Raw genomic sequence first — 22,447 nt, 5'->3', positions numbered from 1 at the left:
AGCTCCAGCGGGCGGATCTGCTTCTGGGAGAATCACGGCCATGACACGTGAGGGCGACCGCTCGTCGCAGGCACGCCCGCGCGGCGAAGCACCGGATCGCAACCTGGCCATGGAATTGGTGCGGGTCACCGAAGCCGGCGCCATGGCCGCCGGGCGGTGGGTCGGTCGTGGCGACAAGGAGGGCGGCGACGGCGCCGCGGTCGACGCGATCCGCGAACTGGTGAACACGGTGTCGATGCGCGGCGTGGTGGTCATCGGCGAGGGCGAGAAAGACCAGGCGCCAATGCTCTACAACGGCGAAGAGGTCGGCAACGGGGACGGTCCCGAATGCGATTTCGCCGTGGACCCCGTCGACGGCACCACGTTGATGAGCAAGGGCATGCCCAACGCGATCTCGGTGCTTGCCGTCGCCGATCGCGGGGCAATGTTCGACCCGTCGGCGGTGTTCTACATGAACAAGATCGCCGTTGGGCCCGAGGCCGCGCACGTGCTGGACATCACCGCGCCGATCGCCGAGAACATCCGCGCGGTCGCCAAGGTCAAGGCGTTGTCGGTGCGCGACATGACCGTGTGCATCCTGGACCGCCCGCGACACGCCCAGTTGATCAAGGATGTCCGCGACACCGGCGCCCGGATCCGGCTGATCACCGACGGCGACGTGGCCGGGGCGATCTCCGCATGCCGGCCGGAGTCGGGCACCGACATGCTGGCCGGAATTGGCGGCACGCCGGAGGGCATCATCGCCGCCGCGGCGATCCGCTGCATGGGCGGCGCCATTCAGGCGCAGCTCGCGCCCAAGGACGAACCCGAACGCCGCAAGGCGCTCGACGCCGGCTACGACCTCGACCAGATATTGACCACCGAGGACCTGGTGTCGGGCGAAAACGTCTTCTTCTGCGCCACCGGGGTCACGCAGGGCGACCTGCTCAACGCCGTGCGCTACTACCCCGGCGGCTGCACCACCCAGTCGATCGTGATGCGCTCGAAGTCGGGCACCGTGCGGCTGATCGAGGCCTACCACCGGCTTTCGAAGCTGAACGAATACTCCGCGATCGACTTCACCGGCGACAGCTCTGCCGCCTATCCCCTGCCCTGATCAATCCAAAGCGAGGAAAGCCGATCTATGGCCGACACCGAGTACCGCATCGAGCACGACACCATGGGCGAGGTCCGGGTACCCGCAAAAGCGTTGTGGCGCGCCCAAACTCAGCGGGCGGTGGAAAACTTCCCGATCTCGGACCGGGGTCTGGAACGTACTCAGATCCGCGCCTTGGGCCTGCTGAAGGGAGCCTGCGCGCAAGTCAACAAAGACCTGGGATTGCTGGCACCGGAAAAGGCTGACGCGATCATCGCCGCGGCGACAGAGATCGCCGATGGGCGCCACGACGACCAGTTCCCGATCGACGTGTTCCAAACCGGTTCGGGCACCAGTTCCAACATGAACACCAACGAGGTGATCGCGTCGATCGCCGCGGCCAACGGCGTCACCGTGCACCCCAACGACGATGTCAACATGTCGCAGTCGTCGAACGACACGTTCCCGACCGCCACCCACATCGCGGCGACCGAGGCCGCGGTGCGGCATCTGATCCCCGCGCTCGAGGCCCTGCACGGCGCGCTGGCGACCAAGGCGCGCGAGTGGCGCACCGTGGTCAAGTCCGGCCGCACCCACCTGATGGACGCCGTACCCGTCACGCTCGGACAGGAATTCAGCGGATACGCCCGCCAGGTCGAGGCCGGGATCGAGCGGGTACGCGCCACGCTGCCCCGGCTGGGCGAACTGGCGATCGGCGGCACCGCGGTGGGAACTGGACTCAACGCTCCCGAAGGCTTCGGCGCCAAGGTGGTCGAGGCGCTGGTCGACAAGACCGGTCTGAGCGAATTACGCACCGCGGCTAACTCTTTCGAGGCGCAGGCCGCCCGCGACGGGTTGGTGGAGGCGTCCGGTGCGCTGCGCACCATCGCGGTGTCACTGACCAAGATCGCCAATGACGTTCGCTGGATGGGTTCGGGTCCGCTGACCGGCCTGGCCGAGATTCAGCTGCCGGACCTGCAGCCTGGCAGCTCGATCATGCCGGGCAAGGTGAATCCGGTTCTGCCCGAAGCGGTTACGCAGGTGGCCGCGCAGGTGATCGGCAACGACGCCGCCGTCGCGTGGGGTGGCGCCAATGGCGCCTTCGAGCTCAACGTCTACATCCCCATGATGGCCCGCAACATCCTGGAGTCCTTCAAGCTGCTGACCAATGTGTCAAAGCTGTTCGCCGAGCGCTGCATTACCGGTCTGTCGGCCAACGTCGAGCATTTGCGCGAGCTGGCCGAATCGTCGCCGTCGATTGTGACGCCGCTGAACTCGGCCATCGGCTACGAGGAGGCCGCCGCGGTGGCCAAGCAGGCGCTCAAGGAGCGCAAGACCATCCGCCAGACCGTCATCGACCGCGGCCTGATCGGCGACAAACTGTCGATCGAAGAGCTGGACCGCCGGCTCGACGTGTTGGCGATGGCCCGCGTACAGGACGACGCCTAGCCGGCGGACTAAAGGATGGTGGTTGGACGATGACGGTACCGCCCGGTGGTCCCTACGGAACGAATCCGTATGGGCAGGACCCATATTGGGGCGGCCAGCCCCCGGGCGGCCCGCCCCAAGGCGGCCAGCCACAAGGCGGCCAGCCCCAAGGCGGCCCGTACCCCTACCAGCAGGGCAGCCCCTACCCCTACCCGCCGCCGGGCCAGTACGCCAGTCCCTATGCGCCCCAGCAGTACCCGCAGCCGGGCCAGCAGATTCCGCCGGGCTGGCCGGGCGGTCCCTTCCCGCCGGGCCCACCGCCGCGGGGGCCTGGGTCGAAGGCGCCCTGGATCATCGTCGCCGTCCTCGCGGTGCTGGGCGTCATCGCGTTGGTGGCGACCCTGATAGTCGTGTTCGGCGGCAACGGAAACGGCGGCAACAAGTCCCCCCAGGCCACGTCGCCTTTGGCGACGACGAGCGCCCCGACGTCGCAGCCCGGCGGGGGCGGTCAAACCGCGACCGATTGTGGCCCCAACGTGTCCGGCGGTGACAAGCCGGCGGGCGGCGCCCCGGTCAGCGCGGGCAAGCTGTCGTTCCCGGCCACCGCGGCACCCGGATGGATGCCGTTCTCGGACGACCAGACCCCGAACCTCATCGGTGCGGTGGGCCTCGCCCAAGAGGTCCCCGGCGCCAGCCAGTGGGTGATGCAGGCCGAGGTCGCGATCACCAACTTCGTCAGCAGCATGGACGTCAGCGCGCAGGCGTCGAAGCTGATGCAGTGCGTGGCCAATGGCCCCGGCTACTCGAATGCGTCGCCCACCCTGGGCCCGACGAAGACGTCGTCGATCACCGTCGACGGGACCAAGGCGGCTCGGGTGGACGCCGACGTCACGATCGCCGACCCCTCCCGCAACGTGAAGGGCGACTCCGTCGTCGTCATCGCGGTCGACACCAAACCCGTCACGATCTTCTTGGGCGCCACGCCCATTGGCGATGCGGCGTCGGCGGCGACCCTCGGCCAGGTGATTTCGGCGCTCAAGGTTTCGAAGTAGTCGCGGCGACGGGCGCGCACACGTGGGTGGCTTCGGAGCGCCCACGCAGCACCGTGGAATAACATTCGGCCCAGTGCGCCCGCTCGTCCTCGCCCGCTCGATCGATGGCTTCCACCGAACACAGGATCCGCCGGTCGGCGGTCTTGGCGAGATCGGCCAGCCGCGCGGCCTCGTTGACGGCGTCACCAATCACCGTGTATTCGTAGCGGTTTTCGGCACCGACATTGCCGGCGAAGACTCGGCCCGCCGAGACGCCGATGCCGAAATCGACGGGCAGCCGGCGCAGCTGCGTGCCAAGCGAACGCGCGGTCGCCAGCGCCGCCGAGGCCGGGTCATCGGTCCGCAATGGCGCCCCAAAAACCGCGAGCGCCGCATCGCCGGCGAATTTGTTGATCAGACCATGATGTTCGTCGACGGCGTCGACGACGATCCGGAAGAAGTCGTTGAGCACGGACGCAACGTCTTGCGGCGGGCGGCTTTCCGCGAGCTGCGTGGAGCCCACCAGGTCGATGAAAAGGACCGCCGCCTCCACCACGTCTCCCGACAGTGATACGCCCTCCTCGATGGCGCGCTGGGCCACGTCGGCGCCGACGTGGCGGCCGAATAGGTCGCGCAACCGGTCCCGCTCGGCAAGGCCGGCCACCATCCGATTGAATCCCGTTTGCAGGCGCCCGATTTGGGAGCGCTCGTAGGCGCCCACATAGGTGTCGATGTTTCCGTGTTCAACCTCGGCCATCGCATCCACGACCTCGCACAGCGGATCGGAAATGGATCGCGACGTAAGGATCATCGTCGGCAGCCCGAGCAGCAACGCCGCCAGCGACACCACCAGAACGGGCACCTCCAGCGCCGCGGACTTCTGGATGAGCCAGCCGTACGAGCGAAGCACGACCAGGGTCGCGATCACGAGGATGGGTAGCGCGCTGCACATGAACCACATCAGAACCAGTCGGGCGAACACACCGGGTACCAACAGACGAGGCTCCGAACCCCGGGTGGCGGCGCCCATGAGAGGCCGCAGGGTGCGCTGGGCAAACAGCATGCCGGTGCCCGCGGCGGCCGGCCCGCCCAGCAGCACACCGAGCGCTATCGGCAACAGAAGTGCGGCCCCGCCGTCCCGATTGAGCAGCATCAGAATTGCGCCGGCCGCGCCCCAGGCGACCAACAGGATCGCCGTCTGGCGGCCGGCGAGTTTCATTGTGGCTTCCCGTTGGGCCTGCGTCGGTTCTTTCCCCGCGGCGTACCACTCCAGCGAGGGCGCCAGGCTCACCACACCGGCCACCGCGACGCCGATGATCCCCGCCGTCACCAGCACCAGCACCGTGGTGGTGTTCTTCTGCGCGAAGTCGACGTCCGACGCGACGGACGTGTGGCCGCGCAGCGGGATCAGGATGGCCGACGCGTCGACGACGGCGATGATGTAGGCCAGGGCGAGGTCGATCGCGTATTGAATCGATAACCTGCGGGCGCTTTTTCGCTGCCCGGTGCTCGCGGAGCCCGCCTTGGTCACCCTCTAACGGTAGCGGCGCGTGGGGCTAAGCACCGTTATTCGGCCCGCCGGAGTTCTGGCCCGGTATGTCGGTGATCGGGAAGTTGGGCATCGGCTTGGGCGAGGGCGTGTTGGGCAGCGTCGGGATCTCGCTGGCCGGGATGTCATGGAGTTGGTTGGCGGGCGGGCCGTTTTCCCGACTGCCGTAGCTGCTGCCGGGTGCCCGCGGGCCCAGCAATTCGCTGACCGTCACCAGCCGATAGCCGTTGGCCCTGAGTACCGGGATGAATTGGTATACCAAGTCGACGGTGCTCGAGTAGGTGTCATGGAACAACACCACCGAGCCCGGCTTGATGTACGTCATCAGCATGGATCGCGTCGCCGCGGTATTCGAATCGTTCGCCCAATCGAAAGGGATGACATCCCAAAGGATTTCGGCCAGCCCGAACTTGGCCGCGGTCTGCCGGACCGCATCGTTGGACAGCCCGCCGGCCGGACGGTAGATGGTCGGTGTGCGCCCGGTGGCGGCGGCGATCGCGTCGTTGGCCCTGGAGAATTGGCCGGCGATGTCGTCGGTGGGGATCGTCGCCATGTTCGGGTGTTCCCAGGTGTGGCTGCCGATCTCCATGCCGGCATCGGCGATGCGCTTGGCTCCCGCGGGGTTGGCCGCGACCTTGTTGCCGATCAGGAAGAAGGTGGCCTTCGCGTCGTTGTCCTTCAGGATTTGGAGCAGCCGGTCGTCGAACGGACCCGGACCGTCGTCGAACGTCAGCGCGACGCACTTGACCACCGAACAGCCCGGGTTGTCGGCCCGGGTGACATGGCCGGTGAGTCCACCGATCACCAGGACCGCACCGGCGGCCACGACACCGAAAACGGTGCGCCAGTACCGCCAGGCCTGGCTGTCGGGTCGTTTCGGCACGGTGGAAGCCTACCCGGCATCCGGTGTGCAACCACGGCGTCGAATGTGCGCATACGTCGCCATCAGCGCACACGCACAGCGGGCGGCACCGGCTAGTGCGGCCCGGCGATTTCCTCCAGCATCTCCGTGACCAGCGCGGCGATCGGCGATCGCTCGCTGCGTAGCAGGGTGATGTGTGCGAACAACGGATGGCCTTTGAGCTTCTCGATCACGGCCGCTACCCCGTCGTGGCGACCGACCCGCAGGTTGTCGCGTTGGGCGATGTCATGGGTCAGCACCACCCGCGATCCGGCACCCAGCCTGGACAACACGGTGAGCAGGACGTTGCGCTCCAGCGACTGCGCCTCGTCGACGATGACGAACGAGTCGTGCAGCGACCGACCCCGGATGTGGGTCAGCGGCAACACCTCGAGCATGCCGCGCGAGAGCACCTCCTCCAGCACCGCCGGGCTGGCCAAACCCTCCAGGGTGTCGAAGACGGCCTGCGCCCACGGGCCCATCTTTTCGCTCTCGCTGCCGGGCAGGTAGCCCAGCTCCTGGCCGCCGACGGCATACAGCGGGCGGAAAACCACCACCTTGCGGTGGGTCCGGCGTTCCAGCACCGCCTCGAGGCCCGCGCACAGCGCCAGCGCCGACTTCCCGGTTCCGGCTTTGCCGCCCAGCGAGACGATGCCCACCGACTCGTCGAGCAGGAGGTCAAGCGCGACCCGCTGCTCGGCTGAGCGGCCGCGCAGGCCGAACACCTCGCGGTCACCGCGGACCAGTTGGACGCGCTTGGCCGGAGTGACCCGGCCCAGCGCATGGGAGCTGCCGCCGAGCAGACGAATCCCGGTGTGACACGGCAGGTCTCGGGCTTCGGTCAGGTCGATTTCGCCGTCGGCGAACAATGTGTCGATATCCTCGGCCGCCGTCTCGATCTCGTGCATCCCCGACCACCCGGAGACGATGACGTCCTGGGCGTGGTATTCGTCCGCGGCCAGGCCCACCGCGGCGGCCTTGACTCGAAGCGGAATGTCCTTGCTGACCAACGTGACTCGCCGGCCCTCGGCGGCGAGGTTGGCGGCGCAGCTCAGAATGCGTGAGTCGTTGCTGTCGGTGCGGAAGCCGGCGGGCAGCACCGCCGGGTCCGTGTGGTTGAGTTCGACGTGCAGCGTACCGCCTTGTGTGCCAATGGGAATCGCTTGATCCAACCGCCCGTGCTCAAGGCGAAGATCATCGAACAGGCGCAGCGCCTGACGGGCGAACCACCCCAGCTCGTGGTGATGGCGTTTGGCCTCCAGCTCGCTGATCACCACCAGCGGAACCACCACCTCGTGCTCGGCGAACCGACTGCACGCCCACGGATCGGACAGCAGGACGGATGTGTCGATCACATAGGTCCGGGTATCGGTCACGAAGCGCTCCTCGAGCGGGAAAGCCCGCGCGGACCCACACAGGCATGTCGGCGGGAAACGCGGCACCAGGACCGGGGCCGGTCCTGCCGTAGTCGTGACGGGAGGTGCCGCCCTGGCAGCAGAGTCTGTCGCTGGCCATCGAAGAATGACGCTACTCCCGTGGCCGCTCCGCTGCCGGGCAGGCGCGCCGAGATCCGCCGCGCGACCGAAAGATCCGAGCCGCGAAAGGTACGCCGGCGGGCGAAGGTTGGGTTAACCGATGACGAACTGCTTCAGGGCGGGCTCGTCGGCCACACCCCACCCGGTGATGCGATCGGAAATCGCCTGCCGCAGCTCGGCGGGACCGAAGATGCCCGCTTCGGCGACGTGCTGCACCTTGTCCCCGTACGCATCGATGTCGGCGCCGACGACCTCGAGGTCCGCCGCGCGGGCGGCGATCGCGGCAATCGTCTCTTCGCGCGTGTACTCGAGGCAGTGCGCGACGAGCTTGGCGAAGATCTCCTCGTGGCGCACCTCGTCCCGGGCGATCCGGTCGACGAGGCCGGCCAGGACAGGCTCTTCGATCTGCGCGGCCAGGTTGCGGCAGAAGACGGCGTGGGTGCGTTCGGTGAACGCCATGTACACCAGAGTCTCGACCTGTGTGTACATGTCGCCGCGGTAGCCCTTCATCACATGCTGGACGCGGGCCTCCTCGTTGGCGGTGGGGTCGACCTCGCGGGTCACCACCAGGTACTCGCGCAACGCGATGGCGTGCAGGTGCTCCTCGGCGGTCCACCGGCCGAGCCAGCGACCCCACCACTCCTCGAGAATGAAGTGCTCAACGAGCTCGCGGTGATGGGCGGCCAGGTTGTCCTTGAGCAGCAGCAGGATCTCGCAGGCGTCCGTGATGGTCCTGGGCAGCGTCGTCTGGGAGGGGTCCCAGTCGCGCCCGCCGAGGAAGGCGAAGTTCTCGCCCTGATCGAACGGCACGTAGTCGTGGGCGAACCAGATGTCCTCGGTGTTGAGGTGGTGATCCATCAGCTGCTCGACAACCGGCTCCAGCTCCAGGGTCAGCGCATTAGGTACAGGTTTCTGTGCCATAAAGTAACTGTAACCTCCATACACAGATTTCGTGAAATTGGTGCGGTCGTGTCGCGCCCCGCGTACGGGCGGGGCTAGCGATCGACCAGCGTCCAGTCCTCGAGCCCGTCGTACAGCGGAAAGTCCCGCGCCAGCCGCGTCACCCGCTGCCGCAGAGCGGGCACGTCCGCTGCGGTGCCGGCCGCGAGCGCGGTGGCGATGATGTCGGCGACCTCGGTGAACTCGGCGTCGCCGAAACCGCGAGTGGCCAGGGCCGGGGTGCCGACCCGCAGGCCCGAGGTCACCATCGGCGGCCGCGGATCGTTGGGGACGGCGTTGCGATTCACCGTGATGCCGGTCTCGTGGAGGAGATCCTCGGCGGCCTTGCCGTCGAGCGGCGAGTCGCGCAGGTCCACCAGCACCAGGTGGACGTCGGTTCCACCGCTGACCACCGACACACCGGACTTGGCGACATCGGATGCCAGCAGCCGTTCGGCGATGATCCGGGCGCCCGAGAGGGTGCGCTGCTGCCGGTCGGCGAACTCGGGCGTGCCGGCGATCTTGAACGCGACCGCCTTGCCGGCGATGACGTGCATGAGCGGTCCGCCCTGCTGGCCGGGGAACACCGCCGAGTTGATGGCCTTGGCGTACTCCTGCTTGCCCAGGATCATCCCGGACCGGGCGCCGCCGAGTGTCTTGTGCACGGTCGTGGACACCACGTCGGCATGGGGCACCGGGGTCGGGTGCAGGCCCACGGCCACCAGCCCGGCGAAGTGGGCCATGTCCACCCACAGCTTGGCGCCGACCTCGTCGGCGATCGACCGGAACGCCGCGAAGTCCTGGATCCGCGGGTAGGCCGACCAGCCCGCGATGATCACCTTGGGCCGAAACTCGAGCGCCTTGGCCCGCACTGCGTCCATGTCGAGCAGATGCGTCGTCGGATCGACGGTGTAAAAACCGACGTCGTAAAGCTTGCCGGAGAAGTTGAGCTTCATGCCGTGCGTCAGGTGGCCGCCGTTGGCGAGGTCCAGACCCAGCAGCCGCTCCCCGGGCTCCATGAACGCATGCAGGATTGCGGCGTTGGCCTGGGCGCCGGAATGCGGCTGCACATTGGCGAACTCGGCGCCGAAGAGCGCCTTGGCGCGGTCGCGGGCGATGTTCTCGACGACGTCGACGTGTTCACAGCCGCCGTAGTAGCGCCGGCCGGGTAGGCCTTCGGCGTATTTGTTGGTCAGCACGCTGCCCTGCGCCTGCAGCACCGAGCGTGGAGCGAAGTTCTCCGAAGCGATCATCTCCAGCGTGTCGCGTTGCCGGTGGAGTTCCTTGTCGAGCAACTCGGCGATTTCGGGGTCAACCTCGGCCAGGGGGGCCGACATCAGGGATGCGGTAGTGCGGGCGTCGGGTGCGGCAGTCACGGCCGCCAGTCTATCGAGCCGCGTTTTTGGCCAGCCCAGCCGTGGGGCGCGCGTCGGCCCCTGCGACACTGGCACTATGCCGCGGCTGAGCGAGCCGAGCCCCTACGTGGAGTTCGACCGAAAGCAGTGGCGCGCGCTCCGCATGTCGACGCCGCTGGCTCTCACCGAAGAGGAACTGATCGGCCTGCGCGGCCTCGGCGAGCAGCTCGACCTGCTCGAGGTCGAAGAGGTCTATCTGCCGCTATCCCGGCTCATTCACCTTCAGGTCGCCGCGCGGCAGCGGCTGTTTGCCGCCACCGCGGAATTCCTCGGCGAGCCCCAACAAAACCCGGACCGGCCGGTGCCGTTCATCATCGGAGTGGCCGGCAGCGTGGCGGTGGGCAAGTCGACGACGGCCCGCGTACTGCAGGCGCTGCTGGCGCGCTGGGACCACCACCCCCGGGTCGACCTGGTCACCACCGATGGATTTCTATACCCCAATGCCGAACTGGATCGGCGAAACCTCATGCACCGCAAGGGTTTTCCGGAGAGCTACAACCGCCGGGCGTTGCTGCGGTTCGTGACCTCGGTGAAATCCGGTTCCGACTACGCGTGCGCGCCGGTGTACTCGCATCTGAAGTACGACATCATCCCCGGGGCCAAACACGTGGTCCGCCATCCCGACATCCTGATCCTCGAGGGGCTCAACGTATTGCAGACGGGTCCGACGCTGATGGTGTCGGACCTGTTCGACTTCTCGCTGTACGTGGACGCCCGGATCGAAGACATCGAGCAGTGGTACGTGTCGCGGTTCTTGTCGCTGCGCGGCACGGCGTTCGCCGACCCGGAATCACACTTCCACCACTACTCGGCCCTCAACGACACCAAGGCCGTCGCGGCGGCCCGCGAGATCTGGCGCTCGATCAACCGGCCGAATCTCGTCGAGAACATTCTGCCCACCCGTCCCCGCGCCACCCTGGTCCTGCGCAAGGACGCCGATCACTCCATCAACCGACTGCGCCTGCGCAAGCTCTGACGACCCGCAAAGGCCGGAGCGGGGCGGCGCTCCTGGCGGAGGCGCCCCGCACCGGCGGGAGGGGAGGCTAAGCCGCGAGGCGCCGCACTCCCAGGTATTGCAGCGCGGCGAAGCCCGCCGTGTAGACACCGGTGGCCAGCGTCGCGGCGACCCCGAATGCGGTCATCGGCACAACGCCGGCGGCCACGATCGCGGCCAGGGTGTAAACGATGTTGGCGACGACCACGCCGATCCCTACCCGACGCAAGTCCTGCACCGCCGCCAGGCCGAACACCCCCAGGCCATAGAGCACGAAAAACGCGCCCAGGGCGTATTCCTGAAGCGACGTCAGGCCGGTCAGCGACGAGAGTGGGTCGGCGACGACGGCGACCGCGAGACCGCACAATCCCGTCAACGTGGCATCGGCACGCATGGCGAAACGCAGCAGCGAGTCGGTCGAATCGTAGAGGGGCCTGGTTGGAATACCAGATACAGCGGTCATGATTACTCCTCGCGATGGCGGTAGTCGAACAGGTTTGAGCGTGCCGCCCACGCACTGCCATATCGACGCGTGGCACTGCCAATTACTGCCACGGGTTGTACGACCAGGTAGTTCATCGGACTATTCCCGCTCGGCGCCACCAAATTCGACACGTGTCTCAAATCGTGGGGTTGGTGGCGTGATCAGCTGCTTGCTCTATTCCCGCGTGGCGCCGACGTGTCCTAAATCGTGCGGCCCTCGACGACGCAGTACGGCGACGCCGTTTCGACCACGCGCGTCAGTTCGAAGCCGGTACGGCTCAGCAGGTCTCGGTATTCGGCGGCGGTCCGCTCGCGCGCGTCCGTCCCGACCAACATTTCCAGGTCCACCCATTTGCCGGGATAGTCGCGGCGGTGACCGGGGATGACGAATTCGACAAGCAGCAAGTACTTGCCCGGCCCAGCCGCGGTGCGCACGTTGCGAAGAATGCGTGCCGCCTCGTCATCGGACCAGTCGTGGATCACGGTCTTGAGCAGGTAGGCGTCGCCACCTTCGGGAACGGCGTCGAAGAACGATCCCTCGACAATCCGCACTCGATCCTCGACACGGTTTTCGCGAAATACGGCCGGTGCGCCCGCAACCACATGCGGGAGGTCGAATAACACCCCATGCGCCTGGGGTGCCGCGTCGAGAATCGCGGCCAGCAGTCGACCATGCCCGCCACCGACGTCGACGATTGTGGAGTGGCGGCCGAAGTCGTAGGCGGCGATCACCGGCGCGATCGCGAGTTGCGACGTGCCCGTCATGGCATCGTTGAAGATTTCGGACAGTTCGGGCTCGTCGGCCAGAAAGTCGAAGACGGGCTTGCCGCGCAGGCCGGGGACGACCGTCCGGCCCGTCCGGATGGCCTCGGTCAGATGGCTCCAGTGCTCGCGGTGCTGAGGCGAACCCACCCATCGGGCCATTCCGGCCATCGACACTTCGGCGTCGCGACGAAGCGTGGCGCCGAGCGGGGTGAGGTCGTAGCGGCCGTCGCGGAGTTGACGGAAAATACCGCGCCCGATCAGCGCCCGCAGCAGCCGGGCGATGGCGCCGGGATCGGCGTCGACCGCGGCCGCCAGTTCATCAACGGTCAGTGGGCCTTTCGCGAGCGCGTCGGCGATGCCCAGGTCCGCCGCCGCGGTGATCGCCTGGGCTGACCACGCGTCCATGATCATCTCGATCATCGCGACCGAAGGCGGGACCAGGCGCCGGTACAGCTGAGCGAGGTGATGGCGAGCGCGTTCGATCCCACGCACAACCTTGGCCGGCGGAACATTTGATGCCATGACTGCCTCCCTAGTTTCGGTCCTCTGTCCGCGTATTCGAGGCTGACCGCCGTGAAGATGGGTCTACTGAGCCGCGAGCGTAACGCCACGGCGAAATTTGGGGCGATTTTTCGCCGTACCGTTACGCTCGGCGAGCTCTACGGCGCTGATCGACGCCTACTCGCTGGCGACGGGGACGCGCCCGCGCAGGTCGGCCGCGATGAGCCGGGCCGCGGCGTTTTGCCAGTTGTGCAGCGAGCGCTGCGGGACCTCGGTCACCAGCCACTGCCAGGCCTGCCGGGCGGTCGGATCCAGGCCCGCGGCCGTGGCGTTCTGTGCGTATGCACGCACCCCGACGACGTAGGGGAAGTACAGCGAGTTGTAGTAGCGCCACTCCTCGGTGGTGCCGAAATCCCCCGCGTCGCGTGGTTTGAGCCGCGCGATGCCGTCGGCGAGGACGGCCTTCAGTTCGTTGGCCCGCTCCACGGGGTGGTCGGGCGCGCCGCGCGCGGCCAGTCGCTCGTCGATGATGGGCAGCGCCGTCAGCGGGCTCGCGACCAACTTGGTCAGGTCGGCGTAGTGGCCCAGCGCCCGGCGGGTGAGCCTCGCGAAGGTGTCGTCGTCGACGCCCCGAAGGTTCCTGAGCGGATCGGCCGAGCGCAGCGGCAGGGCCGCCCCGGTGTGCCGCAGCGCGGCCCGATCAGCGCGCAGCGTGGGCGATTTCGAGAACGCCAGCCGGTCCAGCACCCCGGCCAGCGGGTCGGCCAGGACCTGCACCGTGATCGCGATCGCCAGTGTGGTGAACAGCAGCACGGTCAGCACTGTCTGCGCGGCGGTCTCATGCCCGATGACGGCCAAGCCGATCAGCGCCTGCCCGCCGAACAGCACGGCCACCGCCGAACAGCCCACAAACGAGCGCAGCATGTCCGCGCGCAGCGCCTGGCCCTCGTCGAATGCATCCCACAGTGCCACCGCCACGCCCAGCGTCAGCACATCGAAACCCGTGGACGCCAGCGCCAGCCAGCTGGGCACCAGGCCCAGCGGGATGATCAGGATGGCGTTGGCCAGCGCGAAGAACAGGGTCGCGACGACGACGATGCCGGCCACCGGCACCGGCTGCTGCGGACGCCGCACGGCGGCGACCATCGCGCCCAGGGTGGATATCGAGATCACCGCCATCATCAGCACATGCCCGGGCCGCAGCGGCCCGTCGACGCTGCCGGCCATCACCGCGCCGAACAGCGTGAGCGCGCCGACGCCGCCGACGAGCAACAGCTCCCAGGTGCGCGCCCGCCAGCCCTCCGACGGCCGGGACAGCTCGAGCAGGACCGCGAACCACGCCACGCTGGGGACGGCGGCCAGGTAGATCTCGATCTGGCTGAGCAATCCGCTGCGCGCAACGCCGACGGTGCGCACCGCGTCCAGCGCCACCACGAGCGCGAACCCGCACAGCCCGATCGCCGCCAACGCGAGCACCGGCTTACGCGGATCGCGGGCCAGCAGATACAACCCCAGCCACCCGCTCAGCGTGAACACCACCGCCGACAGCGCAGCCATGCCTCTAGTTTGTCACGGGTTATTTCCCGTGGCGGCGATGGCGCTGGCTGTAATCACGCAGCGCGCGCAGGAAATCCACACGGCGGAACGCGGGCCAGTGTGCTTCGCAGAACCACATCTCCGAGTACGCGCTTTGCCACAACAGAAAGCCGGACAACCGCTGCTCCCCCGACGTGCGGATGACCAGGTCGGGGTCGGGTTGCCCAGAGGTGTAAAGGTTTTCGGAGATGGCGTCGACGGTCACCGCGTCGACAAGCTCTTCCGCGCTGGCCCCGTTGGCAAGTTCCTTGCTCAACAGCGCCCGCACCGCGTCGACGATCTCCCGGCGCCCGCCGTAGCCGACGGCGACGTTCACGTGGAAGGGCGCCACCGCCGGCGTGGACTCCACCGCGCCCCGCAGCCGCCGGGCGGGCTCGTCGCCGAGCAGCTCCAAATCCCCCACCGTGCGCACGCTCCACCGGTTGGCGGGCGCACAGATCTCCTCGACGACGTCGGTGATGATCTCGATCAGCGCGGCCAGCTCGTCGGGGTCGCGCTGCAGGTTTTCGGTGGACAGCAGGTAGACGGTGGTCATTTCGATACCGGCGGCCTGGCACCAGCGCAGCATCTCGGCGATCTTCGCGGCGCCCATGCGGTAGCCGTAGCTGACGTCGTCGTAGCCGGCATCGCGCGCCCATCGCCGGTTTCCGTCGCACAGCACCGCGATGTGGCGGGGCAATTCTGACTTCGACGCGGCCAGACCCTGCCGCAGCCGCAGCTCGTAAATGCGGTACAGGGGCTCTTTGAGCCGCGGCGGGATGACCTCCACGAAGATTCACCCTACTGTGAGCTGCGCCAATTTCCCGCCCGCATTTCCGGCAATCTCACTGCACGTCTGACCTGCGACTGCGCCGACGGCCGCTAATGTTTAGCGGTATGAGCGGCCAGATGACCACGGTCACGCACCCGGAGCCCGAATCGCAGGGTCCCGCGGCCAATGCCGCGCAGCATCTCGTCGACGGCGTCGCCCGGGTTCTGACCAAGCCACGCTTCCGCGGCTGGATTCACGTCTACTCCGCCGCGACCGCCGTCGCCGCGGGTGCCTCGCTGATCGCCGTGTCGTGGGCGGTCGGATCGACCAAGGCCGGCCTCGCGACATTCGCCTATACCGCGGCCACCATCGTGATGTTCACAGTCAGCGCGACCTACCACCGCGTCAACTGGCGATCCGAGACCGCGCGGAAATGGATGAAGCGGGCCGATCATTCGATGATCTTCGTGTTCATCGCCGGCAGCTACACCCCGTTCGCGCTGCTGGCCATGCCGCCCGCCGCGGGGCGAGCCGTGTTGTCCATCGTGTGGGGCGGCGCAGTGGCCGGGATCCTGCTGAAGATGTGCTGGCCGTCGGCGCCGCGCTGGGTTGGAGTGCCGCTGTATCTGCTGCTGGGCTGGGTCGCGGTCTGGTACACGGGCACGATCCTGCACAACGCCGGGGTGGCCGCGATGGTGCTGCTGTTCGTCGGCGGCGCCCTGTACAGCATCGGCGGCATTCTGTACGCGCTGCGCTGGCCCGACCCGTGGCCGAACACGTTCGGATACCACGAGTTCTTCCACGCCTGCACCGCGGTAGCGGCGATCTGCCACTACATCGCGATGTGGTTCGTCGTCTTTTAGAGCTGGGTGACGTTGTCCGCCGACCAGTAGGCCTTCATCGCGGCGACCTTGCCCTGGTCGTCGAACACCATGACATCGATCGGCTCGATCAGCATCCGGTGCTCGCCCGCGGCCACGGTCAGCCGGAACTGAAAGGCCGCCTCTTTGCCCGCGACGCGCAGCGAGACCAGTTCGCACTCCCGCTGCAGATCGTTGACCGCTGAGTAGAAGCCGTGGATCGCCTGGCGACCGATGTGGACCTCGCCGCCGACCGGGTCCTCCACGGTGGCGTCGTCGGCGTACAGCTCGACCACGTCGTCGGCACTGCCCTTGGCCATCAGTTCGATGTAGCGGTTGACCGTTTCGGTGATGTGTTCGGCGCTCGGCATAAAACGTCACGCTACCGTGGCGCGGCCAACGCCTTTGCGAGGTCTTCGACAGAGGTGACCGGCAGGTCGCAGACGCGTCCCCGGCACACGTAGGCGGCGTCGGCGCCGCCCAGCCGGTCCCGCCCGGCGAGCAGCACCGACGAGTCCTTTTCGCCGCCAACGACGATCGCCCCACCGGGCGCCAGCCGGCGCGCGTCGGCGAGCAGCGGCGAGCTCGACGGATCGCAGGCGACCGCGATCTGCAGCGGGCCACGAACCGCGGTTTCGGCGACGGCCAGCCAATGTCCGGCCGAGCGCGGCGCGCGTGCCAGCAGCACGGAGTGCGCGCTGAGCGCATCGGACGCGGCTTGCAGATACCGCTGCGCCCGGTCGCCGTCGACCAGGTGGGCCGCGGTCAGCAGCGCATCGGTGACGGTCGAGGCCCCCGAGGGCGTCGCGCCGTCCAGCGGGTCGGCGGGCCGCAGCATCAGTTGCTCGGCGTCGTCGGCCGTGTCGAACCACCGGCCGGGCCGCTGCGGGTCGGCGAAGTGCGCGAGCGCGATGTCGAGTAGCTCGGTCGCCCTGGTCAGCCACACGTCGTCGGCGGTCAGCTGATACAACGTGAGCAGTCCGGTGGCCAGCATCGCGTGGTCTTCCAGGATGGCGGCGCTGTCGCCGACAACCCCGCCGAGGCTGGCGCGCCGCAGCCGGCCGTCGACGACGTGTAAGTCCAGCAGCGCCGTCGCGCAATCCCGTGCGGCGCTTGCGAATTCGGGCTCGTCCAGGGCCACGCCGGCCTCGGCCAGCGCGGTGATCGCCAGCCCGTTCCACGACGTGACGACCTTGTCGTCGCGCCCGGGCTGGGGCCGGGTGCGCCGGGCGGCCAGCAGCGCGGCCCGGACGCGGTCCAGCCGCTGCGAATCGTCGGGATCAGCGGGCAACTGCAGCACCGATGCCCCATGTTCGAATGTTGCGGATTGGGTGGCCGCGAAAACCTCTGCGGCCCAACGCCCGTCGTCGGCGCCGAGCACCTCGGTCAGCTGCCCCGGCGTCCACACATAGGTCAAGCCCTCGCGCCCGTCGGCGTCGGCGTCCAGCGACGAGGTGAACATGGCGCCGTCGGCGAGCTCGTCGAGCAGAAACCGCGCTGTCTGCGCGGCGACGCGGCGCGCGAGCGGATCCCCGGTCCGCCGGGCCCAGTGCGCGTAGCAGCGCAGCAGCAGCGCGTTGTCGTAGAGCATCTTCTCGAAATGCGGCACCACCCAAGCGTTGTCGACGCTGTACCGGGCGAAGCCGCCGCCCAGCTGGTCATAGATGCCGCCGCGGGCCATTGCGTTGCCCGTGTGCGTCACCGCCTGCAGCGCCGCCGACGAGCCGGTGCGCTCGTAGTGGCGCAGCAGCGCCTCGAGGATCGCCGACGGTGGGAACTTCGGGGCGCCACCGAATCCGCCGTGCGCGGTGTCCTGTTCACCCAGCACCGTCGCGACGGCCTGGTCGCACAGCGCGGGCGCCACGTCCGGGCCGCCCCCCGGCAGCCCGGACGACATTTTGCGCAACTCGCCGGCGATGTGTTCGGACGCTTCGTCGACTTCACCGCGGCGGGTTCGCCACGTTTCGGATACGGCCGAAAGGAGTTGCAGGAAGCTCTCTTTCGGGTAGTACGTGCCGCAGAAGAAGGGGTGGCCGTCCGGTGTGAGGAAACACGTCATCGGCCAACCTCCCTGCCCGGTGAGCGCGACGGTGGCGTTCATGTAGACCGCGTCGATGTCCGGCCGTTCCTCGCGGTCCACTTTGATACAGACGAACCCCGCGTTCATCGCCGCGGCCACCTCGTCGTCCTCGAACGACTCGTGCGCCATGACGTGGCACCAATGGCACGCGGCATAGCCGATGGACAGCAGGATCGGCACATCACGCGCGGCGGCTTCCGCCAGCGCCTGCGGCGTCCACTGCTGCCAGTGCACCGGGTTGTCGGCGTGCTGACGCAAATACGGGCTAGTGGCCAGCCCGAGTGTGTTGGTCCCGGCGCCCTCAGCCGGGCTCATCGCCGGAACCTGGCGGTGCCGATCCGTCGGGCCACCCGGGGCGCCGCTCCGGCGCCTCGTCGACCGTGTCGGTGCCCTCGTCGGCGGCCTGATCGGGCTCGGGGTGCTCGGGATCGAACGTCTTCGGCACTTTCTTCAGCTGCCGGTTCATCGATCGCAGCAGCAACAATGTGGCGATCAGCAACAGCACGACGACCAGCAACCCCAGCGGGCTGGCCTTTCCGAAATCCGGGCCGTTGTTGCGGGGCGACCCGTCAGCGATCACCGTGAGCAGAAGGGTCCTCACGAGTGGTTCTCGATCCCGGCGAACAGGTCGTCCTCGGGCAGCCGGACGGGCACCCGGGAGCGGGCCAATTCGAATTCCTCGGTCGGCCACAGCCGCTGCTGCCATGAGATCGGAACCGCGAAGAAATCGTGGTTCGGATCGATCTGGGTGGCGTGCGCCCGCAGCGCATCGTCACGCTGACTGAAGTACTCCGAACACTCCACGCGGGTCGTCACCCGGGACTCGAACGGATCGTGCGCGGGATCCCAGTGCTCGAGCCACTCCTTGAACGGCCCTTCCTGGCCGTGCTTGACGCATTCGTCATGGAACAACTGCATCCGCGCCCGCAGGAAACCGTGGTTGTAGTACAGCTTGGACACCTGCCAAGGCTCACCCGCGTCGGGGAAACGCGCGTAGTCGCCGGCCGCCTCGAAGGCGGCGACCGAAACGTTGTGGCAGGCAATGTGATCCGGATGCGGGTAGCCGCCGTTCTCGTCGTATGTGGTCATCACGTGCGGCCGGAACTCGCGGATGACGCGCACCAGCGCCTCGGTGGACACCTCCAACGGGACCAGCGCGAAGCAGTCCTCGGGCAGCGGCGGTGGTGGGTCGCCCTTGGGCAGGCCGGAGTCGACGAAGCCGAGCCAGGTGTGTTCCACACCGAGAATCTCGGCGGCCTTGGCCATCTCGTCGCGGCGGATTTCGGCCATGTGCCCGTGCACGTCGGGCAGGTCCATCGCCGGATTGAGGATGTCGCCTCGTTCGCCGCCGGTCAGCGTCACTACCAACACCCGATGGCCTTCGTCGGCGTATCGGGCAAGTGTCGCCGCACCCTTGCTCGACTCGTCGTCGGGGTGGGCGTGCACAGCCATCAACCGCAGTTCGCTCACATGCCCCCTTGTCGGTCTGCTGAACGCCGTTGTCGACCCTATAATTCCAGGTGCCGATCGCTGCATCCCGTCGGCCGAGGTCCGGCAGTCGCTCAGCCCAGGCATACCCACCCATGACCGAAACCCCCATCGCTCGTCCGGAGGCCCGCTACGGGCGTTCGCGGCTCTCTGGGCTCTCGCGCCGCCGGATGGTCATCGCGGCGGCCCTGCTGGCCGTCGCGGTCGGCCTGGTGGTCGCCGTCGTCGGCTACCTACGGCTTGGCACCAGCGACGTCACCGGTTCGCTGGGCGGCTATTCGGTGATCGATGACGAGACGGCGTCGGTGACAATCAGCGTGACGCGATCTGACCCGTCGCGACCTGTCGACTGCATTGTGCGGGTTCGCGCCAAGGACGGCAGCGAGTCCGGTAGGCGCGAGGTGCTGGTCCCGCCGTCTACCGAGACCACGGTGCAGGTGACGACGACGGTGAAGTCCTCCCAACCCCCGGCGATGTCGGACATTTACGGCTGCGGCACCGACGTGCCGGGCTATTTGCGCCCGCCCGACAAACGATAAAGAACTGCGAATATGTCGTCATCAGTTGTTTCCGCAGTGGTAACATGGGTGAATGCACGGTTCCTGCTGGGACCGTGTATTGCTGCTTAAAGGCCGTGAGCAGAACGGCGACGTAGCACGGGGGTGGGACCCCAATACCCCGACAACGGGGATCAGAAGCTTACGCGGATACGCGGAACGGAAAGACGAGGAGCGCGACGAGATGACCGACACTCAGGTCACCTGGCTGACCCAGGAATCACATGACCGGCTCAAGGCCGAGCTCGATCAGTTGATCGCGAATCGCCCCGTTATCGCCGCGGAAATCAACGACCGTCGCGAGGAGGGTGACCTCCGGGAGAACGGCGGCTACCACGCCGCCCGCGAAGAGCAGGGTCAGCAAGAGGCACGCATTCGCCAGCTGCAGGACCTGCTCAACAACGCCAAGGTCGGCGAGGCGCCCAAGCAGTCCGGTGTGGCGCTGCCCGGCTCGGTGGTCAAGGTCTACTACAACGGCGACAAGTCCGACAGCGAGACCTTCCTGATCGCCACCCGCCAGGAGGGCGTCAACGAGGGCAAGCTCGAGGTGTATTCGCCGAACTCACCGCTGGGTGGCGCCCTGATCGACGCGAAGGTGGGCGAAACCCGTAGCTACACCGTGCCCAACGGCAATACCGTCGAGGTCACGCTGGTCAGCGCGGAGCCCTACCACTCCTAACCCACTTCCCGCCGCGAGTGTGAATCCTGCGACGGCTCGACGGCGTGTCGCGTCGTCAGATTCACAATCGGCGCAGTAGTTAGGACAACGCCTGTTCGAGGTCGGCAAGCAGGTCTGCGACGTCCTCGATACCCACCGAAAGCCGCACCAGGTCGTCGGGCACTTCCAGCTGCGAGCCGGCCGTCGATGCGTGGGTCATCGCGCTGGGGTGCTCGATCAGCGACTCCACCCCGCCCAGCGATTCGGCCAGGATGAACACCTTGGTGCCGGCGCACAGCTGCTCGGCGGCGGCCCTGCCCGCTCGCATCCGCACGGAAACCATGCCACCAAAGCCGCCCATCTGCTTCGCGGCGATCTCGTGCCCGGGGTGACTGGGCAGACCCGGATACAGCACCGTGCCCACCGAGGGATGCCCGGCGAGGAATTCCGCTACGGCCAAAGCGTTTTCGCTGTGCCGCTGCATCCGCAGCACCAGCGTCTTCAACCCGCGCATCGTCAAATAGGCGTCGAACGGGCCCGGCACCGCCCCGGTCCCGTTCTGCAGAAAACCGAAGGCGTCGTCCAGCTCTTCATCGTTGGTGACCAACGCGCCGCCCACCACGTCGGAGTGACCGCCGATGTATTTCGTGGTCGAGTGCAGCACCACATCGGCGCCCAGCGTCAGCGGCTGCTGCAGTGCGGGTGACGCAAACGTGTTGTCCACCAACACCTTTGCCGAGTGCCGTTGGCCGATTTCGGCGAGGGCCCCGATGTCCGCGATGGAGAGCAGCGGGTTGGTCGGTGTTTCCACCCAGACCAGCCGGGTGTGCGGCGTGATCGCGTCGCGCACGGCGTCCAGGTCGGACAGGGCCACCGGCGTGTACGCGACGCCCCATCGCGTGAAGACCTTGTCGATCAGCCGGAAGGTGCCGCCGTAGGCGTCATTCGGGATGACGACGTGATCGCCGGGCCGCAGCATCGCCCGCAGGGCACAGTCGGTGGCGGCCATCCCGGAACTGAATGCCCGTGCGAACGTGCCCTCTTCGACGGCCGCCAGCGAGGCTTCGAGCGCCGATCTGGTCGGGTTGCCGGTCCGGGCGTATTCGAATCCGCCACGCAGGCCCCCGACACCGTCTTGGGCGAACGTGCTGCTGGCATAGATCGGAGCGTTCACCGCCCCGGTCGCGGGATCGGGCCGGTAGCCGGCGTGGATGGCTTTGGTGGCTAGGCCGGTGATTTCGTGGTGTCGCTTACCGTCTCCGCTCATCGACGATCAGCCTAGCCAGCCCGGCCATTGCTAGCCCTGTTCGATCGGCAGGACGACCGTCGTCATGATCTTGTCGGCCAGAGTCTGTCGCTTGGCGTCCCACAGCGGGAACAGGAAACCGATGTAACAGATGATCGCGTCGACGAAGTGTGCAAGCTGGCGAACGATGGACAGCCCGAAACCGAGGGGCTGGCCGGTGATTTCGCTGACCACCTTGACCTTCATCACCGATTTACCGAGGCTCGACCCGGTGGTGCCCTGGCGGTAGCCGTAGTTCCACAACAGGTAGGCGAGGCCGGCCAGATGCGCCAACCACTGCACGAGTTGACCGATCATCGAGGGCTGGCTGGCGCAGTACTGGTTGACGTCGTACTGCGTGATATCGGTGACGCACGACGTCTGCTGCGTGGCGATCATGATCACGGTGCCGATGCCGACCACCACCGCGTACGGGATGACATCGATGATGAAGGCCAGCACCCTGGTGAGCCACGGCGTGTAGGCTTCCGTCGGCAGCGTCCGGATGGGGGGCCCCGGTGGGGGCGGCGCAACAGCGCCGGAAGCCGGCGGGGGC

At 67.6% G+C, this 22,447-nt stretch carries 22 protein-coding genes; 7 read left to right on the top strand and 15 right to left on the bottom strand.

Annotated features, from left to right (window positions below; translation table 11 throughout):
- Positions 1-40: 40 nt before the first annotated feature.
- Genes glpX through A5744_RS06055 form a run of 3 tightly spaced genes read left to right on the top strand, consistent with a single transcriptional unit; the run spans position 41 to position 3,555 of the window.
- Entirely contained in the window at positions 41-1,096 is a 1,056-nt protein-coding gene (gene glpX, locus A5744_RS06065) for a class II fructose-bisphosphatase (protein ID WP_170874436.1), read from the top strand.
- 27 nt (positions 1,097-1,123) lie between these two features.
- Positions 1,124-2,524 (top strand): class II fumarate hydratase, encoded by a 1,401-nt coding sequence (locus tag A5744_RS06060; RefSeq protein ID WP_076059272.1) that lies wholly within the window; start codon positions 1,124-1,126, stop codon positions 2,522-2,524.
- Between the two features lie 29 nt (positions 2,525-2,553).
- Positions 2,554-3,555, top strand: a complete 1,002-nt coding sequence (locus tag A5744_RS06055; RefSeq protein ID WP_076059270.1) for a hypothetical protein — start codon at positions 2,554-2,556, stop codon at positions 3,553-3,555.
- On the opposite strand, the gene A5744_RS06050 is transcribed toward A5744_RS06055, so the two are convergent.
- From A5744_RS06050 to glyA, 5 genes are all read right to left on the bottom strand, one after another.
- Positions 3,539-5,008, bottom strand: a complete 1,470-nt coding sequence (locus A5744_RS06050) for an adenylate/guanylate cyclase domain-containing protein (protein WP_076059365.1) — start codon at positions 5,006-5,008, stop codon at positions 3,539-3,541. The genes A5744_RS06055 and A5744_RS06050 overlap by 17 nt on opposite strands.
- A gap of 82 nt (positions 5,009-5,090) precedes the next feature.
- Positions 5,091-5,966, bottom strand: coding sequence for a polysaccharide deacetylase family protein (locus A5744_RS06045; RefSeq protein WP_076059268.1), 876 nt, complete (start codon positions 5,964-5,966; stop codon positions 5,091-5,093).
- Between the two features lie 92 nt (positions 5,967-6,058).
- On the bottom strand, positions 6,059-7,360 hold the full coding sequence (locus A5744_RS06040) for a PhoH family protein (protein ID WP_076059266.1): 1,302 nt from the start codon (positions 7,358-7,360) through the stop codon (positions 6,059-6,061).
- 252 nt (positions 7,361-7,612) lie between these two features.
- Positions 7,613-8,440 carry an acyl-ACP desaturase gene (locus A5744_RS06035; protein ID WP_076059264.1) on the bottom strand — a complete coding sequence of 276 codons (828 nt, stop codon included), beginning with the start codon at positions 8,438-8,440 and terminating at the stop codon, positions 7,613-7,615.
- A 74-nt stretch (positions 8,441-8,514) separates the two neighbouring features.
- Positions 8,515-9,795: a serine hydroxymethyltransferase gene (glyA, locus tag A5744_RS06030; RefSeq protein ID WP_076059262.1), complete on the bottom strand. Its 1,281-nt coding sequence runs from the start codon at positions 9,793-9,795 to the stop codon at positions 8,515-8,517.
- A gap of 115 nt (positions 9,796-9,910) precedes the next feature.
- On the opposite strand from glyA, the gene coaA reads away from it, so the two are divergent.
- Complete coding sequence (coaA, locus tag A5744_RS06025) at positions 9,911-10,849, top strand: type I pantothenate kinase (protein ID WP_076059260.1); 939 nt, start codon at positions 9,911-9,913, stop codon at positions 10,847-10,849.
- Between the two features lie 67 nt (positions 10,850-10,916).
- Here coaA and A5744_RS06020 read toward each other — a convergent pair whose 3' ends face one another.
- The 4 genes from A5744_RS06020 to A5744_RS06005 form a co-directional block, all read right to left on the bottom strand.
- Positions 10,917-11,330 (bottom strand): hypothetical protein, encoded by a 414-nt coding sequence (locus A5744_RS06020; protein WP_076059259.1) that lies wholly within the window; start codon positions 11,328-11,330, stop codon positions 10,917-10,919.
- Between the two features lie 221 nt (positions 11,331-11,551).
- Complete coding sequence (locus tag A5744_RS06015) at positions 11,552-12,637, bottom strand: methyltransferase (protein WP_076059257.1); 1,086 nt, start codon at positions 12,635-12,637, stop codon at positions 11,552-11,554.
- Between the two features lie 156 nt (positions 12,638-12,793).
- A complete protein-coding gene (locus A5744_RS06010) occupies positions 12,794-14,173 on the bottom strand; it encodes a hypothetical protein (protein ID WP_076059255.1) in 1,380 nt (459 codons plus the stop codon).
- A gap of 19 nt (positions 14,174-14,192) precedes the next feature.
- Entirely contained in the window at positions 14,193-14,981 is a 789-nt protein-coding gene (locus A5744_RS06005; protein ID WP_076059253.1) for a (2Z,6E)-farnesyl diphosphate synthase, read from the bottom strand.
- A 107-nt stretch (positions 14,982-15,088) separates the two neighbouring features.
- Here A5744_RS06005 and A5744_RS06000 point away from each other — a divergent pair, with 107 nt between their 5' ends.
- A complete protein-coding gene (locus tag A5744_RS06000) occupies positions 15,089-15,826 on the top strand; it encodes a hemolysin III family protein (protein ID WP_076059251.1) in 738 nt (245 codons plus the stop codon).
- On the opposite strand, the gene A5744_RS05995 is transcribed toward A5744_RS06000, so the two are convergent.
- The 4 genes from A5744_RS05995 to mca are packed head-to-tail and all read right to left on the bottom strand — an operon-like array spanning position 15,823 to position 19,373.
- Positions 15,823-16,194, bottom strand: coding sequence for a nuclear transport factor 2 family protein (locus A5744_RS05995; RefSeq protein ID WP_076059249.1), 372 nt, complete (start codon positions 16,192-16,194; stop codon positions 15,823-15,825). The genes A5744_RS06000 and A5744_RS05995 overlap by 4 nt on opposite strands.
- 11 nt (positions 16,195-16,205) lie before the next feature.
- Positions 16,206-18,218: a thioredoxin domain-containing protein gene (locus tag A5744_RS05990; protein ID WP_076059248.1), complete on the bottom strand. Its 2,013-nt coding sequence runs from the start codon at positions 18,216-18,218 to the stop codon at positions 16,206-16,208.
- On the bottom strand, positions 18,205-18,504 hold the full coding sequence (locus A5744_RS05985; RefSeq protein ID WP_076059246.1) for a hypothetical protein: 300 nt from the start codon (positions 18,502-18,504) through the stop codon (positions 18,205-18,207). Before A5744_RS05985 ends, A5744_RS05990 begins: the two co-directional genes overlap by 14 nt.
- Entirely contained in the window at positions 18,501-19,373 is an 873-nt protein-coding gene (gene mca, locus A5744_RS05980; protein ID WP_076059244.1) for a mycothiol conjugate amidase Mca, read from the bottom strand. The genes A5744_RS05985 and mca overlap by 4 nt, the downstream gene beginning before the upstream one ends.
- 113 nt (positions 19,374-19,486) lie before the next feature.
- Here mca and A5744_RS05975 point away from each other — a divergent pair, with 113 nt between their 5' ends.
- Both A5744_RS05975 and greA read left to right on the top strand, forming a co-directional pair.
- Positions 19,487-19,930 carry a DUF4307 domain-containing protein gene (locus A5744_RS05975; protein WP_076059242.1) on the top strand — a complete coding sequence of 148 codons (444 nt, stop codon included), beginning with the start codon at positions 19,487-19,489 and terminating at the stop codon, positions 19,928-19,930.
- A gap of 202 nt (positions 19,931-20,132) precedes the next feature.
- Complete coding sequence (greA, locus tag A5744_RS05970; RefSeq protein ID WP_066915156.1) at positions 20,133-20,627, top strand: transcription elongation factor GreA; 495 nt, start codon at positions 20,133-20,135, stop codon at positions 20,625-20,627.
- Positions 20,628-20,706: 79 nt separating this feature from the next.
- Here greA and A5744_RS05965 read toward each other — a convergent pair whose 3' ends face one another.
- Entirely contained in the window at positions 20,707-21,873 is a 1,167-nt protein-coding gene (locus tag A5744_RS05965; protein ID WP_076059240.1) for a cystathionine gamma-synthase, read from the bottom strand.
- A gap of 30 nt (positions 21,874-21,903) precedes the next feature.
- Positions 21,904-22,447, bottom strand: a 544-nt coding sequence (locus A5744_RS05960; protein ID WP_076059363.1) for an RDD family protein, incomplete at its 5' end; no start/stop codon positions are given.

The organism is Mycobacterium sp. IS-1264, assembly GCF_001954195.1.
GTDB lineage: Bacteria > Actinomycetota > Actinomycetes > Mycobacteriales > Mycobacteriaceae > Mycobacterium.
The sequence above is the reverse complement of the archived record's forward strand: the minus strand, read 5'-3'. Positions and strand labels throughout refer to the sequence as shown.

Excerpts from the sequence above, each read along its gene's own strand:
- A5744_RS06055 (WP_076059270.1), top strand. The coding sequence starts at position 2,554 with ATGACGGTACCGCCCGGTGGTCCCTACGGAACGAATCCGTATGGGCAG.
- A5744_RS06010 (WP_076059255.1), bottom strand. The coding sequence starts at position 14,173 with ATGGCTGCGCTGTCGGCGGTGGTGTTCACGCTGAGCGGGTGGCTGGGG.
- A5744_RS05995 (WP_076059249.1), bottom strand. The coding sequence starts at position 16,194 with ATGCCGAGCGCCGAACACATCACCGAAACGGTCAACCGCTACATCGAA.
- A5744_RS06020 (WP_076059259.1), bottom strand. The coding sequence starts at position 11,330 with ATGACCGCTGTATCTGGTATTCCAACCAGGCCCCTCTACGATTCGACC.
- A5744_RS06015 (WP_076059257.1), bottom strand. The coding sequence starts at position 12,637 with ATGGCATCAAATGTTCCGCCGGCCAAGGTTGTGCGTGGGATCGAACGC.
- glpX (WP_170874436.1), top strand. The coding sequence starts at position 41 with ATGACACGTGAGGGCGACCGCTCGTCGCAGGCACGCCCGCGCGGCGAA.
- A5744_RS05975 (WP_076059242.1), top strand. The coding sequence starts at position 19,487 with ATGACCGAAACCCCCATCGCTCGTCCGGAGGCCCGCTACGGGCGTTCG.
- A5744_RS06035 (WP_076059264.1), bottom strand. The coding sequence starts at position 8,440 with ATGGCACAGAAACCTGTACCTAATGCGCTGACCCTGGAGCTGGAGCCG.
- A5744_RS06000 (WP_076059251.1), top strand. The coding sequence starts at position 15,089 with ATGAGCGGCCAGATGACCACGGTCACGCACCCGGAGCCCGAATCGCAG.
- greA (WP_066915156.1), top strand. The coding sequence starts at position 20,133 with ATGACCGACACTCAGGTCACCTGGCTGACCCAGGAATCACATGACCGG.
- coaA (WP_076059260.1), top strand. The coding sequence starts at position 9,911 with ATGCCGCGGCTGAGCGAGCCGAGCCCCTACGTGGAGTTCGACCGAAAG.
- A5744_RS05990 (WP_076059248.1), bottom strand. The coding sequence starts at position 18,218 with ATGAGCCCGGCTGAGGGCGCCGGGACCAACACACTCGGGCTGGCCACT.
- A5744_RS05965 (WP_076059240.1), bottom strand. The coding sequence starts at position 21,873 with ATGAGCGGAGACGGTAAGCGACACCACGAAATCACCGGCCTAGCCACC.
- A5744_RS06060 (WP_076059272.1), top strand. The coding sequence starts at position 1,124 with ATGGCCGACACCGAGTACCGCATCGAGCACGACACCATGGGCGAGGTC.
- glyA (WP_076059262.1), bottom strand. The coding sequence starts at position 9,795 with ATGTCGGCCCCCCTGGCCGAGGTTGACCCCGAAATCGCCGAGTTGCTC.